The sequence below is a fragment of the Staphylococcus sp. GDB9P120P genome (genome assembly GCF_017893435.1).
GTDB classification, from domain to species: Bacteria; Bacillota; Bacilli; order Staphylococcales; family Staphylococcaceae; genus Staphylococcus; species Staphylococcus cohnii.
In genome coordinates this window covers 788,094-801,322 of record NZ_JAESNB010000008.1, presented here as the reverse complement: position 1 = coordinate 801,322, position 13,229 = coordinate 788,094, and the positions used below count along the sequence as shown (strand labels likewise).

The following is a 13,229-nucleotide window of genomic DNA, read 5'->3' as shown; positions in this document are numbered from 1 at the left end:
CGATGGCACAAATGACAATGGTTCAAGCGATTAATAATGCGCTTAAAACCGAATTACAAAATGATGAAAATGTCTTACTTTTCGGTGAAGACGTCGGTGTTAACGGTGGTGTATTCCGTGTAACTGAAGGATTACAAAAAGAATTCGGTGAAGACCGAGTATTTGATACACCTTTAGCAGAATCTGGAATTGGTGGCTTAGCTCTAGGCTTAACTACACAAGGTTACCGTCCAGTTATGGAAATCCAATTCTTAGGATTCGTATTTGAAGTATTTGACTCTGTTGCAGGTCAAATTGCGCGTACACGTTTCCGTTCTGGTAACTCAAAACAAGCACCAGTAACTATCCGCGCCCCATTTGGTGGTGGTGTACACACACCTGAATTACACGCAGATAATTTAGAAGGTATCTTAGCTCAATCACCAGGATTGAATGTAGTCATCCCATCTAGTCCTTATGATGCAAAAGGATTATTAATTTCTGCAATTAGAAGTAACGACCCAGTTGTATATTTAGAGCACATGAAATTGTATCGTTCTTTCCGTGAAGAAGTGCCTGATGAAGAGTATACAATTGAAATCGGCAAAGCGAGTGTCAAACAAGAAGGTAATGATATTACATTAATCGCTTATGGTGCCATGGTACAAGAATCATTAAAAGCTGCTGAAGAATTAGAAAAAGATGGTCATTCAGTGGAAGTTATTGATTTACGTACGGTACAACCAATCGACTTAGAAACGTTAGTTGCTTCAGTAGAAAAAACTGGACGTGCAGTCGTAGTTCAAGAAGCACAACGTCAAGCTGGTGTTGGAGCTACAGTTGCTTCAGAATTAGCAGAGCGCGCAATTCTGTCATTAGAAGCACCAATTGCTCGTGTAGCTGCTGCTGATACCGTTTATCCGTTTACTCAAGCTGAAAATGTTTGGTTACCAAACAAAAACGATATCGTTGAAAAAGCAAAAGCAACATTAGAATTCTAATAAATATTAATAAGTTTGGGATAGCTTTTAAAATGTTATCCCAACTTCATTGATTAATAATAAAACAGCATGAGATTGCGAATCATAAGTTTCGTTCTCATTTTCTAATTTTTGACTAAATATGAATTTTTAGGAGGATAATAACGTGGCATTTGAATTTAAATTACCCGATATTGGTGAAGGTATCCACGAAGGTGAAATTGTAAAATGGTTTGTTAAAGCTGGAGATACTATCGAAGAAGATGATGTTTTAGCTGAAGTCCAAAATGACAAATCTGTAGTAGAAATTCCATCACCTGTGTCAGGTACAGTGGAAGAAGTACTTGTAGATGAAGGTACAGTTGCTGTTGTCGGAGATACAATTGTTAAAATTGACGCGCCTGATGCAGAAGATATGGAATTTAAAGGTAGCGATAGCAGTGAATCTACAGATGAAGCTGAAGCAGAACCTGCTAAAGAAGAAAGTTCTGAAGCAGCGGCAACTACACAATCATCAGCTGATGAAGATGTAGATGAAAATAAACGTGTTAAAGCTATGCCTTCAGTGCGTAAATATGCACGTGAAAATGGCGTGAACATTAAAGCAGTTGTAGCTTCAGGTAAAAATGGACGTACAACTAAAGAAGATATTGATGCATACTTAAATGGAGATACAAGTGCAGCTTCAACTGAAAGTGCAAGTGAAACTGCAGAAGAAACTTCTGCGAGAACAGCACAATCAGCGCCAGTTTCTAGTGAAGGTGAATTCCCAGAAACAACAGAAAAAATCCCTGCTATGCGTAAAGCAATCGCAAAAGCAATGGTTAATTCTAAACACACTGCACCTCACGTAACTTTAATGGATGAAATTGATGTTCAAGAATTATGGGATCATCGTAAAAAATTCAAAGAAGTTGCGGCTGAGCAAGGTACTAAATTAACATTCCTACCTTATGTAGTGAAAGCTCTTGTTTCTGCACTTAAGAAATATCCAGCACTAAACACAGAATTTAATGAAGAAGCTGGAGAAATTGTACACAAACATTATTGGAATATTGGTATTGCAGCTGATACAGACAGAGGTTTATTAGTACCTGTTGTCAAACATGCTGACCGTAAATCTATGTTCCAAATTTCAGATGAAATTAATGATTTAGCTGTAAAAGCACGCGATGGCAAATTAACTTCAGATGAAATGAAAGGTGCTACTTGTACTATTAGTAATATTGGATCAGCAGGTGGACAATGGTTCACACCAGTTATAAATCACCCAGAAGTAGCTATCTTAGGTATTGGTCGTATCGCTCAAAAACCTATCGTTAAAGACGGAGAAATTGTAGCTGCACCAGTATTATCATTATCATTAAGCTTTGACCATAGACAAATCGATGGTGCTACTGGACAAAATGCAATGAACCATATCAAGCGTTTATTAAATAATCCAGAATTATTATTAATGGAGGGGTAAAACATGGTAGTTGGAGATTTCCCAATTGAAACAGATACTATTGTAATCGGAGCAGGACCTGGAGGATATGTTGCAGCAATTCGTGCAGCACAATTAGGTCAAAAAGTAACAATCGTTGAAAAAGGCGAATTAGGCGGTGTATGTCTTAACGTTGGATGTATTCCATCAAAAGCATTATTACACGCATCTCACCGTTATGATGAAACTAAAAACTCTGAAAATTTAGGTGTTATTGCTGAAAGTGTTTCACTTAAATTTGACAAAGTTCAAGAATTCAAACAATCAGTTGTTAAGAAATTAACAGGTGGTGTTGAAGGATTATTAAAAGGAAATAAAGTAGAAATCGTTAAAGGTGAAGCTTATTTCGTAGATAACAATAGTTTACGTGTTATGGACGAGAAGAGTGCTCAAACTTATAACTTCAAACATGCAATCATTGCAACTGGTTCAAGACCAATTGAAATTCCTAATTTCGAATTCGGTAACCGTGTTATTGATTCAACTGGTGCTTTAAATTTACAAGAAGTTCCTGGTAAATTAGTAGTAGTTGGTGGCGGTTATATCGGTTCAGAACTAGGTACTGCATTTGCAAACTTTGGTTCAGAAGTTACGATTTTAGAAGGTGCTAAAGATATCTTAGGCGGCTTCGAAAAACAAATGACACAACCTGTTAAAAAAGGCATGAAAGAAAAAGGCGTTGAAATTGTTACTGAAGCAATGGCTAAATCTGCTGAAGAAACAGATAACGGTGTTAAAGTAACTTATGAAGTTAAAGGTGAAGAACAAACGATTGATGCTGATTATGTATTAGTTACTGTTGGTCGTCGTCCAAACACTGATGAATTGGGCTTAGAAGAATTAGGTCTTAAATTCGCAGATCGTGGATTATTAGAAGTAGACAAACAAAGCCGTACTTCTATCGACAACATTTTTGCAATTGGTGATATCGTTCCTGGGCTACCATTAGCTCATAAAGCGAGCTATGAAGCAAAAGTAGCTGCTGAGGTTATTTCTGGAGAAGCATCAGAAGTGGATTACATTGGTATGCCTGCTGTATGTTTCACAGAACCAGAACTAGCACAAGTAGGTTACACTGAAGCGCAAGCGAAAGAAGAAGGATTAGAAGTTACAGCTTCTAAATTCCCTTACGCAGCAAACGGTCGTGCATTATCATTAGATGACACAACTGGTTTCGTTAAATTGTTAACACTTAAAGAAGATAATACACTAGTTGGTGCACAAGTAGTTGGTACTGGTGCTTCTGACATTATCTCTGAATTAGGCTTAGCAATAGAAGCTGGTATGAATGCTGAAGATTTAGCATTAACTGTACATGCTCACCCAACATTAGGTGAAATGTCTATGGAAGCTGCTGAAAAAGCTTTAGGATTACCAATTCATACAATGTAATAAATTAATAAGTATAAATAGTTACACTTTAGATGTTTTATCTTAAATGGTTATGGAAGTAATGAACGATATTACTGTTCTAGTGTTTTCAAATCATTGTATAAATGTTTAAAGCTTACAACAAATATATAGGGGCGGGAATAAGGAATCAATTTATTATATTTTGATTTCTGTCCCGCTCTTTTTTTACATCTTTTAAAATTTTGGTAACTATTTGTTAATTAAAGGGAGGATAAGTATATGGAATATTCATATCCGATTGATCTTGAATGGACAAATGAAGAAATGATGCAAGTGGTTGCTTTTTTTAATGCTATTGAAAAATACTATGAATCAAAAGTTGAAGGTAAAGTACTGTTAGAACGTTACAATCAATTTAAAAAAATAGTTCCAGGTAAAGCTCAAGAAAAGCAAATATTTAAAGAATTTGAAAAACAAAGCGGCTACAATAGTTACAAAGTAGTAAAATCAGTCAAAGATGCGTCAAATCAAAAATATTTTAGTTCAAAACAAATTTAACTATTGTCATCTTAGCTATATTTTGATATTTTTATTAAGCACTAAACAAAATGTTTGATAAAAGTAAACAAAATATAGTTTTTTTGTATAAATAATGCTCACGTTTTGGTTAACTATTGTTCCTTTAATGTGCAAAATAAGAAATTATAAAATAAGGTGACAGAATGAAGATTGGAAAAAAATTAAAGAATCTTAGAAATATTAAGCAACTCACTCAAGGTGAGCTGGCAGAGCGTACAAATTTATCTAAAGGATATGTTTCTCAAATTGAAAGTGAACATGCCTCGCCAAGCATGGAAACTTTTTTTAATATTTTAGAAGTATTAGGTACTACCCCTCGTGAATTTTTTTACGATTCAGCAAATACTAAGGTGTTATATAAGAAAAATGAACAAATTCATTATGATGAATCTGATAAAGGATATTTACTAAACTGGCCAATCACACAATCGAATAACTTTGAAATGGAACCATTAATACTTACTTTAAAACCTAATGCGTCATATAAAAGTTTTGATCCATCAGATTCCGATACATTTATATATTGTCTACAAGGTGAAGTTTCGCTTTTATTAGGAAGTGATTATTATCACGCTGAAGAAGGGGATGCGTTATATTTTAAAGCAAACCAAATACATAGATTAAAGAACCTTACGTCACAGGATGTGAAAGTTCTGGTTGTTGCTACAGCATCATATTTATAGGAGGACAATACATGAACCCTTTATTGACATTCCAATCAGTAAGTAAAGCTTATGATGGAACACAAATATTAGATAATATAGATTTGAATATTGAGTCTGGACATTTTTACACATTATTAGGCCCTTCTGGTTGTGGGAAAACTACAATTCTGAAATTGATTGCAGGCTTTGAACAAGTTGATCATGGACAAATCGTTTATCAAGGAAAATCGATTAATCAAGTTCCTGCTAATAAGAGAAAAGTAAATACTGTTTTTCAAGATTATGCTTTATTTCCGCATTTGACTGTATTTGATAATATCGCATTTGGATTAAAAATAAAAAAATTAAATGAGGAAGTAATTAAAGCTAAAGTGCAAGAAGCTTTGAAATTAGTGAAATTAACTGGTTTTGAAAATAGAATGATAGATGGCATGAGTGGTGGACAAAAGCAACGAATTGCGATTGCGCGTGCTATCGTAAATGAACCTGAGATTTTACTTTTAGATGAATCATTATCGGCATTAGATTTAAAATTAAGAACTGAAATGCAATATGAATTAAGAGAGATTCAATCTAGATTAGGTATTACTTTTATTTTTGTGACTCATGATCAAGAAGAAGCATTGGCACTGAGTGATTATATATTTGTTATGAAAGATGGGAAAATACAACAATTTGGTACACCCACTGATATTTATGATGAACCAGTAAATCGTTTTGTTGCTGATTTTATTGGAGAATCTAATATTTTGAAAGGTACAATGGTCAAAGATTATGTTGTTAATATTTACGACCAAGCATTTAAGTGTGTCGATATGGGAATTCCTAGTCAACAACAAGTTGAAGTCGTAATCAGACCAGAAGACATTGCGTTAGTAAACCCCAACGAAGGATTATTTGAAGTGACTGTTGATTCCATGTTATTTAGAGGTGTACACTATGAAATCAATTGTGTAGATAGAAAAGGTTATGAGTGGATGGTGCATTCTACAAAGAAAACTGAAGTAGGTAGCAAAGTAGGTTTGTTTTTTGAACCAGAAGCGATTCATATTATGGTGCCGGGCGAAACCGAAGCAGAGTTTGATGAACGTATTAATAGCTATGAGGTTAATGATAATGCGTAAAATAAACAGATTTTTATTTATACCATATATCTTATGGATGGTTTTATTTATCGTTGTGCCAGTCATTTTGCTAATTTATTTCTCAATGATTGATATACATGGTCATTTTAGTTTAGATAATTATAAACAAATGCTGACACCAAAGTATTTTTTGATGATATGGGACTCTATATTGTACGCTGTGTTAATTACGATGACTACGTTGCTTATTAGTTATCCAGCAGCATACTTTATTCGTACAGCAAAATATCAGAATTTATGGTTATTGGTATTAATTATACCCACTTGGATTAATTTACTTCTAAAGACCTATGCATTTATTGGCTTGTTCAGTCATGATGGTATTATCAACCGAATATTATATAGTTTGCATTTACCTAAAGCGGAACTTTTATTTACAGGTCCTGCCTTTATAATTGTAGCCAGTTATATTTATATACCATTTATGATTTTACCAATTTTTAATAATATGAAGGACATACCAAATAATTTATTACAAGCCTCAAGTGATTTAGGCGCTAGTAGACTAATGACATTTAAAAAAGTAATTATGCCTTTGACTAAACGTGGCGTATTAACAGGGGTGCAAGTTACATTTATTCCTGCGCTTTCTTTGTTTATGATCACAAGGTTAATTGCTGGTAATAAAGTCATTAATATTGGAACGGCGATTGAGGAACAATTTCTTGTAATTCAAAACTATGGGATGGGTTCAACTATTGCGTTGTTTCTCATTCTCTTCATGGCTTTTGTCCTAATCATTACAAATAAAAAATCTACAAATGGAAAAGGGTGAATCATATGAAATGGTATGGCAAACTATATATCGGTATATTAATTGCAGTGTTGTATATCCCTATACTGTTTTTAATGTTTTATTCATTTAATTCAGCAGGTAATATGATTCACTTTGAGCATTTTACATTAGCGCACTATCTATCCTTATTTAACAATGACAGATTATTAGCAGTTATTTTTAATACGATTGCGGTGGCATTATTAGCTGCTGCAATTGCAACGGTAATTGGAACAATGGGGGCCATTGCTTTATATCATTTAAGAAACAAAAAATTAAAAATTTCGTTACTCACTTTAAATAATGTGCTAATGGTTTCTTCCGATGTAGTTATTGGTGCATCATTTTTGATTATGTTTACGGCAATAGGTCATTTTACAGGTTTAGGGCTTGGTTTTATCACTGTATTAATTTCACATATTGCTTTTTGCATTCCAATTGTAGTGATTATTGTGTTACCTAAGTTATATGAAATGAATGAGCATACTTTAGATGCTGCTAGAGATTTAGGTGCCAGTGAATTACAAGTTTTAAATAAAGTGATGTTACCCCATTTGTTTCCTGCAATACTTGGCGGTTTTTTTATGGCACTAACCTATTCTTTGGATGATTTTACAGTTAGTTTTTTCGTTACAGGAAATGGATTTAGTGTATTATCAGTAGAAGTTTATGCTATGGCTAGAAAAGGTATAAGTATGGAAATTAACGCGATATCGACAATACTTTTTATAACGATCATAATAGGTATTCTTGGTTATTATTTGATACAAAAACTTATCAAACGAAATAAAGCATTGAAGCAGGTGACACAATAATGAAACGATTTTTACAATTAATCGTGCTTTCAATTTTCGTTGGACTACTATGTTTATTGGTAAGCCAAAAACTCACTGAAAAAGAGCATTCTGCTTCAGGTGAAAAAATTTATGTGTATAACTGGGGAGAATATATTGATCCGAGTTTAGTAAAAAAATTTCAAAAAGAAACTGGTATTGAAGTTGTGTACGAAACATTCGATTCAAACGAAGCTATGGAGGCAAAAATACGTAATGGTGGTACAAATTATGATGTTGCTTTTCCAAGTGAATATACGATAGAAAAAATGAAAAAGGAAGGTTTGTTATTACCTTTAAATCATGAGAAAATACCAAATATGAAAAATTTAGATAAAGATTATATGAACATGTCATTTGATAGGAAAAATCATTATTCAGTGCCATACTTTTTTGGTACAGTAGGTATTTTATATAATAAAAATGTATATTCACAAGATAACTTTGATTCGTGGGAAAGTTTATATAATCAAAAATATCAAAATGATATTTTATTAGTAGACGGAGCAAGAGAAGTTATGGGTTTAAGTTTAAACAAATTAGGCTACAGTTTAAATGATAAGCAATCAAAACATTTAGCAGAAGTTGAACAAGATTTAAAACAAATAAGTCCTAATATTAAAGGTGTTGTCGGTGATGAAATAACTATGATGCTTGAACAACACGAAGCTAATATTGCGGTTGTGTGGAGTGGTATAGCAGCGCCAATTGTGCAAAATAATAGTGATTTTGATTACGTCGTTCCAAAAGAAGGATCAAACTTATGGTTTGATAACATGGTAATTCCAAAGACAGCTCAAAATAAAGCAGGCGCACATAAGTTTATCAATTTTATGTTAGATGCACAGAATAGTAAACAAAATACGGAGTGGGTAGCTTATGCAACACCTAATAAGGCTGCAAGAGCACAATTACCAAAAGACATCAAAGATGATGAACGTTTTTATCCTTCAAAGCGTACACAAGCACGTTTAGAAGTCTATAAAGATTTAGGTAAAGATACACTTAGTGAATATAATGAACGCTTTTTAAATTTTAAAATGTCGCTAAATTAAAGCGTAGTATAGTAGTTATTTTATCGTTTATTCGATATAATAGTTTGATAAGTAGTATAAGGAGTTGTATAGAAATGTCAGGAGAACAATATACTCAAGTTAGGCGTCCAGTGAGTCGACTAGCAGAAAAGGTATTGGGTTGGTTGAGCTGGATATTCTTACTATTACTAACAATCATCACAATGTTTATTGCATTAGTTTCTTTTAGTAGTGAAAGTTCTATTCAAAATTTAGAAACGTCGTTAAATGGTAATGATTTTATTCAGCAAATATTGGCGAATAATGGATTAAATACGATTCAATTTGTTATTTGGTTACAAAATGGTATATGGGCAGTTATTGTATATTTCATTGTTTGTTTATTAATATCATTTTTAGCGTTAATTTCAATGAATATTAGAATATTATCTGGATTTTTATTTTTAATAGCTACCATCGTCACTTTACCTTTAGTTCTATTATTTGTACCACTCATTATACCGATTCTATTTTTAATAGTTGCAATTATGATGTTTGCACGCAAAGATAAAGTAGAAATGATACCAGCTTATTATTCTGGTGGTTATCAAGGTAGTTATAATGACTATGGTCAAGAAAGAGAAGCAGAACCAAAATCTGAGCCAAAACCTGAACCGAGACCTGAGCCAAAATCTGAACCAAACCCTCAATATAATGTACAACAAGATACTTCTGACTTAGAACAACCATCAAACCAAGAACAACAATTAAGAAGAGGTGGGTACAGTTCCGAAATTGCAGACAAAGTAAATTCGGATATTAATTCAAAAGAGGAAGAACCTCAAGTATTATCTCGACAGGCTAAATACAATTATAAATCAAGAAAGCAGCCAAATGATTTTGATGAAAATCTTCAAAATGAACAAGAGGACTCAAATATCGATAGTGAAGAATCTGAAATAGAAGCTAGACAAAGACAAGAAGCTTTTGAAAAAGAACAACAACTTCAACAAGAAGCTTATGAAGAACAACAGCGAATCAAGCAAGAAAAGGCTGAGGAAACTGCTAGATTGAAGCAAGAAAAAGCCGAAGAAAAAGCTAGAATTAAGCAAGAAAAGAAAGCACGTAAACAGCGTGAAAAAGAAAAACGTAAACAACAACCAAGTGCAGTTAGTCAGCGAAGAATGAACTTTGAAGAACGAAAGAAAATCACAAGTCAAACTGCTGAATCATCAGAGATTGATGAAGAAAAAAGTCAATCAAGTAAAACTAAACAAAATGAAGCAGTAGATTCAGATAAAGAAAAATAAAGATTTTATTTTCTCTATCCTATACGCAAAATAAGAGGGCCAATCCTTAATATGGATTGGTCCTCTTTATATTTAAAATCTTACGATTTTGATCGTGCATGCTTGCCTGGGGATATGGCTAGAGCCTGTAGTCTCTCGCTCATATCATTTCCCCGGGCGTCAGCATATTACAAAATCGCAATTTCGCAAAGAAATCGTCAATTTTGTTTCTCTGTAAATATTTGAGTTTCAGTAATATGTCTACATGAGCTCTTTAAATGTTTCTAATATTAAGTATACATTTAATATGCTTAAAATAATGATTAATAGCCATGAAATAGTATTAATCCAGGTTCTGTTTTTAAATTGTCCCATTAAATAAAGATTATTTGTAGCCAGTTGTAAAGGTATTAATGAGAACGGTAAAGCTAAACTTAAAAACACTTGTGAGAACACTAGCAATTGTTCAATTTTTGCTTCATCACTTTTGAAAATAATGATACAGAATATGATAGGTAAAATTGCAAGTAGACGCGTAACAAGTCTACGTAACCAGTTTGGAATTTTAAGATGCAAAAAACCTTCCATTACAATTTGACCAGCCATCGTACCAGTAATTGTAGAATTTTGGCCTGATGCCAATAAAGCAACTGCGAATAAAGTACTCATAATTGCACCCATAGAAGCTCCTAATACAGGTTGATTTTGTAAAGCGTGATATAAATCGTAGAAACCACCCAATTGATCAGTATTAACACCATAAAATAAAGCTGCACCTAAAACGAGTAATAAGCAATTAATGATAAATGCAATTGAAAGTTGAATATTAGAATCCATCGTAGCATATTTAATTGCATGTGCTTTTGATTTTAAACTATTTCTATCATACATTCTTGATTGAACAATTGAAGAGTGTAGATATAGATTGTGTGGCATAATCGTAGCCCCAATAATCCCTAGAGCAATAAACAATGCGCTGTTATTCGTTATTATTTCTTTGCTTGGTACAAAACCAGTTAAAACCTCATTAACATGAGGTGAGGCAATAAACACCTCAAATATAAAGATCACAAGTACTGTAAAAATTAACGTACCTACAATCGCCTCAATTTTTCGGAATCCAAAGCGCATGATAAAGAGTAATAAAAATACGTCCAATACCGTGATAAGTGCACCGACAAGTAGTGGAATGCCAAACAATAAATCTAATGCTATCGCACTCCCGATAACTTCTGCGATATCAGTTGCAATAATTGCTAATTCAGCAATTATCCAAAAAACAAAAGCTAATGGTTTGTTTAAGTAATATTTTGTAGCTTGTGCTAAATCCATACCTGTCGCTATTCCTAATCTTACCGTCATACTTTGCAGTAACATTGCAGATAAACTAGAGAGTAAAATTACGAATAGCAAAATGTATCCAAATTGTGCACCACCTTGCATTGAAGTAATCCAATTTCCTGGATCCATGTAACCAACTGCTACTAATAACCCTGGACCTAAATAAGATAATAACTTTTGACTAAATTTACCATTACTATTAATAGAAACCGTATTGTTGATTTCTTCTAAACTTTTATTATGCATTTTTATATTATTAGCCAATAATGATACCTCCTATACTTCTAACTAACTTTTTATAGGTTGCTCCAAAAAAAATATTAGGTCAACCTAATAACAGGTAATTACTTAGATAAAGTTTTACTGTTTTTATTTTTTAATTAGTAAATTAATATTTTGAAATATAGAAAATAACACTTTGTAATTTTGTAATTTTGTTAAATTTGCTATGATAGTGATAATGAATGAATAGGAGGAAAAATGATGAATCGGAAAGCAGAAAAAATCCTTGCTTGGATTGCAAACGGTCTTAGTTTATTATTTTTAATACTCATGATTTTGGGACTAATTTTATTGAATTTTCCCGAATCCAAGGAAGCATTAAATCAAATATATGAACAACAAGGTATGTCAATATCGGCAGATGCGCTTAAAGCTTCAATATTAATGCAAGGTGGATTTTTATTATTCGCGACGATTCTAGGATTCTGTGGCGTATTTACAATTAAAGGAAACAGAATTTTAGCTGGTTGCCTTTTAATTGCAGCGGCTTTAATTAGTATTTTTACTGGTAATTTTATTGCGTTAATACTTTGGATTATTGCTGGAATTATGCTATTGGTGAAAAAAGACAAAGGCCAACCACAATATCATAATCAAATACAACAAAATGACATTAGTGAAGATGCCAAAGATATTGGTCAACGACAAAAGAGTGATATGAACCCAGAACAAGAATTAAAAAAGAAAAAAGATGAGGATTCTTATATTTATTAAGTTATGTGAAAAGACTTACCAATTAATGATCTATAAAAACTGAAAATATATGCTAACTGCTAACAAAGTATTAACTATGTTAGCAGTTTAGTTGTTAGTATAATTTTTGATTTTATATAGAATACAGATTCAGGGTTTAAAATACCATTCTTTTTTTGAGCATATTAATAATAAGAAAGATATCACAACATGCTAATGTATTTTTATAAACGTAAAACGGCGACAAAGTCCCCGGCTTTGTTGGCAGTTTTTTATGCACGCTTTCCGCGGGCACTACCTTAGCCTGTAGTCTTCGGCTAGTGCTATTCCCGCAGGAGTCGGTATAAATCACTGCCAATATTATAATATATATAAATTAAGCAGTGGTGGTGTTTATTATGTTGAATAAATCAATTGATAAAAGAGATCAATATGAAATGATTTCTATCTTTGACTTAGTCGCTAATAGTCATTTATTACGTAAAGTCGATGCGATATTAGATTTAAATTTTATATATGAACTTGTCGAAGACAAATATTTGAGAAAATATAAGAAATAGCTATCAAAACAATTTAATAGATTACTCATCTTTATTTATTGATGCTACGCATATTAAAGCAAATGCAAATAAGAATAAGTATACAACTGAATTAGCTGAGAAGGACACACTCTATTTTCAATAAGAATTAAATAATGAAATTAAAGAATAAAGATTAGTTCAAGGGGAAAAGTCCTATTTGAAAAAACGATATAATTAGAAAATAAACAAACCCTTCGCATTAATTTGCGAAGGGTTTGTCTACTTTCAAGTCTAA

General features: G+C 32.6%; 13 protein-coding genes. 12 read left to right on the top strand and 1 reads right to left on the bottom strand.

Annotated features, from left to right (window positions below):
• The first annotated feature begins 2 nt into the window (after positions 1 to 2).
• The 10 genes from KA856_RS09080 to auxB all read left to right on the top strand — a co-directional run bounded on the left by KA856_RS09080 (position 3) and on the right by auxB (position 10,118).
• Entirely contained in the window at positions 3 to 980 is a 978-nt protein-coding gene (locus KA856_RS09080) for an alpha-ketoacid dehydrogenase subunit beta (protein WP_107384415.1), read from the top strand.
• A 145-nt stretch (positions 981 to 1,125) separates the two neighbouring features.
• Entirely contained in the window at positions 1,126 to 2,427 is a 1,302-nt protein-coding gene (locus tag KA856_RS09075; RefSeq protein ID WP_210129405.1) for a dihydrolipoamide acetyltransferase family protein, read from the top strand.
• A gap of 3 nt (positions 2,428 to 2,430) precedes the next feature.
• Positions 2,431 to 3,837, top strand: a complete 1,407-nt coding sequence (gene lpdA, locus KA856_RS09070) for a dihydrolipoyl dehydrogenase (protein WP_019467845.1) — start codon at positions 2,431 to 2,433, stop codon at positions 3,835 to 3,837.
• A 240-nt stretch (positions 3,838 to 4,077) separates the two neighbouring features.
• Positions 4,078 to 4,356, top strand: a complete 279-nt coding sequence (locus tag KA856_RS09065) for a UPF0223 family protein (RefSeq protein WP_019467844.1) — start codon at positions 4,078 to 4,080, stop codon at positions 4,354 to 4,356.
• Between the two features lie 164 nt (positions 4,357 to 4,520).
• Positions 4,521 to 5,060, top strand: a complete 540-nt coding sequence (locus KA856_RS09060) for a helix-turn-helix domain-containing protein (RefSeq protein ID WP_107384413.1) — start codon at positions 4,521 to 4,523, stop codon at positions 5,058 to 5,060.
• An 11-nt stretch (positions 5,061 to 5,071) separates the two neighbouring features.
• Complete coding sequence (locus KA856_RS09055) at positions 5,072 to 6,166, top strand: ABC transporter ATP-binding protein (RefSeq protein WP_210138643.1); 1,095 nt, start codon at positions 5,072 to 5,074, stop codon at positions 6,164 to 6,166.
• On the top strand, positions 6,159 to 6,962 hold the full coding sequence (locus KA856_RS09050; protein ID WP_107384411.1) for an ABC transporter permease: 804 nt from the start codon (positions 6,159 to 6,161) through the stop codon (positions 6,960 to 6,962). Before KA856_RS09055 ends, KA856_RS09050 begins: the two co-directional genes overlap by 8 nt.
• 5 nt (positions 6,963 to 6,967) lie before the next feature.
• Positions 6,968 to 7,777 carry an ABC transporter permease gene (locus KA856_RS09045; protein WP_107384410.1) on the top strand — a complete coding sequence of 270 codons (810 nt, stop codon included), beginning with the start codon at positions 6,968 to 6,970 and terminating at the stop codon, positions 7,775 to 7,777.
• Positions 7,777 to 8,850: an ABC transporter substrate-binding protein gene (locus KA856_RS09040; RefSeq protein ID WP_181187528.1), complete on the top strand. Its 1,074-nt coding sequence runs from the start codon at positions 7,777 to 7,779 to the stop codon at positions 8,848 to 8,850. Before KA856_RS09045 ends, KA856_RS09040 begins: the two co-directional genes overlap by 1 nt.
• Before the next feature lie 74 nt (positions 8,851 to 8,924).
• Positions 8,925 to 10,118, top strand: coding sequence for a lipoteichoic acid stability factor AuxB (gene auxB, locus KA856_RS09035; protein ID WP_107384408.1), 1,194 nt, complete (start codon positions 8,925 to 8,927; stop codon positions 10,116 to 10,118).
• Between the two features lie 240 nt (positions 10,119 to 10,358).
• On the opposite strand, the gene KA856_RS09030 is transcribed toward auxB, so the two are convergent.
• Positions 10,359 to 11,684 carry an Nramp family divalent metal transporter gene (locus tag KA856_RS09030; protein ID WP_107386109.1) on the bottom strand — a complete coding sequence of 442 codons (1,326 nt, stop codon included), beginning with the start codon at positions 11,682 to 11,684 and terminating at the stop codon, positions 10,359 to 10,361.
• Between the two features lie 237 nt (positions 11,685 to 11,921).
• On the opposite strand from KA856_RS09030, the gene KA856_RS09025 reads away from it, so the two are divergent.
• Together KA856_RS09025 and KA856_RS09020 are read left to right on the top strand one after the other, a co-directional pair.
• Positions 11,922 to 12,434, top strand: a complete 513-nt coding sequence (locus tag KA856_RS09025; protein WP_210138642.1) for a DUF4064 domain-containing protein — start codon at positions 11,922 to 11,924, stop codon at positions 12,432 to 12,434.
• Positions 12,435 to 12,811: 377 nt separating this feature from the next.
• Positions 12,812 to 12,973, top strand: coding sequence for a hypothetical protein (locus tag KA856_RS09020; protein ID WP_154409316.1), 162 nt, complete (start codon positions 12,812 to 12,814; stop codon positions 12,971 to 12,973).
• Positions 12,974 to 13,229 lie beyond the last annotated feature (256 nt).

Excerpts from the sequence above, each read along its gene's own strand:
- KA856_RS09065 (WP_019467844.1), top strand. The coding sequence starts at position 4,078 with ATGGAATATTCATATCCGATTGATCTTGAATGGACAAATGAAGAAATG.
- KA856_RS09045 (WP_107384410.1), top strand. The coding sequence starts at position 6,968 with ATGAAATGGTATGGCAAACTATATATCGGTATATTAATTGCAGTGTTG.
- KA856_RS09020 (WP_154409316.1), top strand. The coding sequence starts at position 12,812 with ATGTTGAATAAATCAATTGATAAAAGAGATCAATATGAAATGATTTCT.
- KA856_RS09030 (WP_107386109.1), bottom strand. The coding sequence starts at position 11,684 with ATGCATAATAAAAGTTTAGAAGAAATCAACAATACGGTTTCTATTAAT.
- KA856_RS09050 (WP_107384411.1), top strand. The coding sequence starts at position 6,159 with ATGCGTAAAATAAACAGATTTTTATTTATACCATATATCTTATGGATG.
- KA856_RS09060 (WP_107384413.1), top strand. The coding sequence starts at position 4,521 with ATGAAGATTGGAAAAAAATTAAAGAATCTTAGAAATATTAAGCAACTC.
- auxB (WP_107384408.1), top strand. The coding sequence starts at position 8,925 with ATGTCAGGAGAACAATATACTCAAGTTAGGCGTCCAGTGAGTCGACTA.
- lpdA (WP_019467845.1), top strand. The coding sequence starts at position 2,431 with ATGGTAGTTGGAGATTTCCCAATTGAAACAGATACTATTGTAATCGGA.
- KA856_RS09025 (WP_210138642.1), top strand. The coding sequence starts at position 11,922 with ATGAATCGGAAAGCAGAAAAAATCCTTGCTTGGATTGCAAACGGTCTT.
- KA856_RS09080 (WP_107384415.1), top strand. The coding sequence starts at position 3 with ATGGCACAAATGACAATGGTTCAAGCGATTAATAATGCGCTTAAAACC.
- KA856_RS09040 (WP_181187528.1), top strand. The coding sequence starts at position 7,777 with ATGAAACGATTTTTACAATTAATCGTGCTTTCAATTTTCGTTGGACTA.
- KA856_RS09055 (WP_210138643.1), top strand. The coding sequence starts at position 5,072 with ATGAACCCTTTATTGACATTCCAATCAGTAAGTAAAGCTTATGATGGA.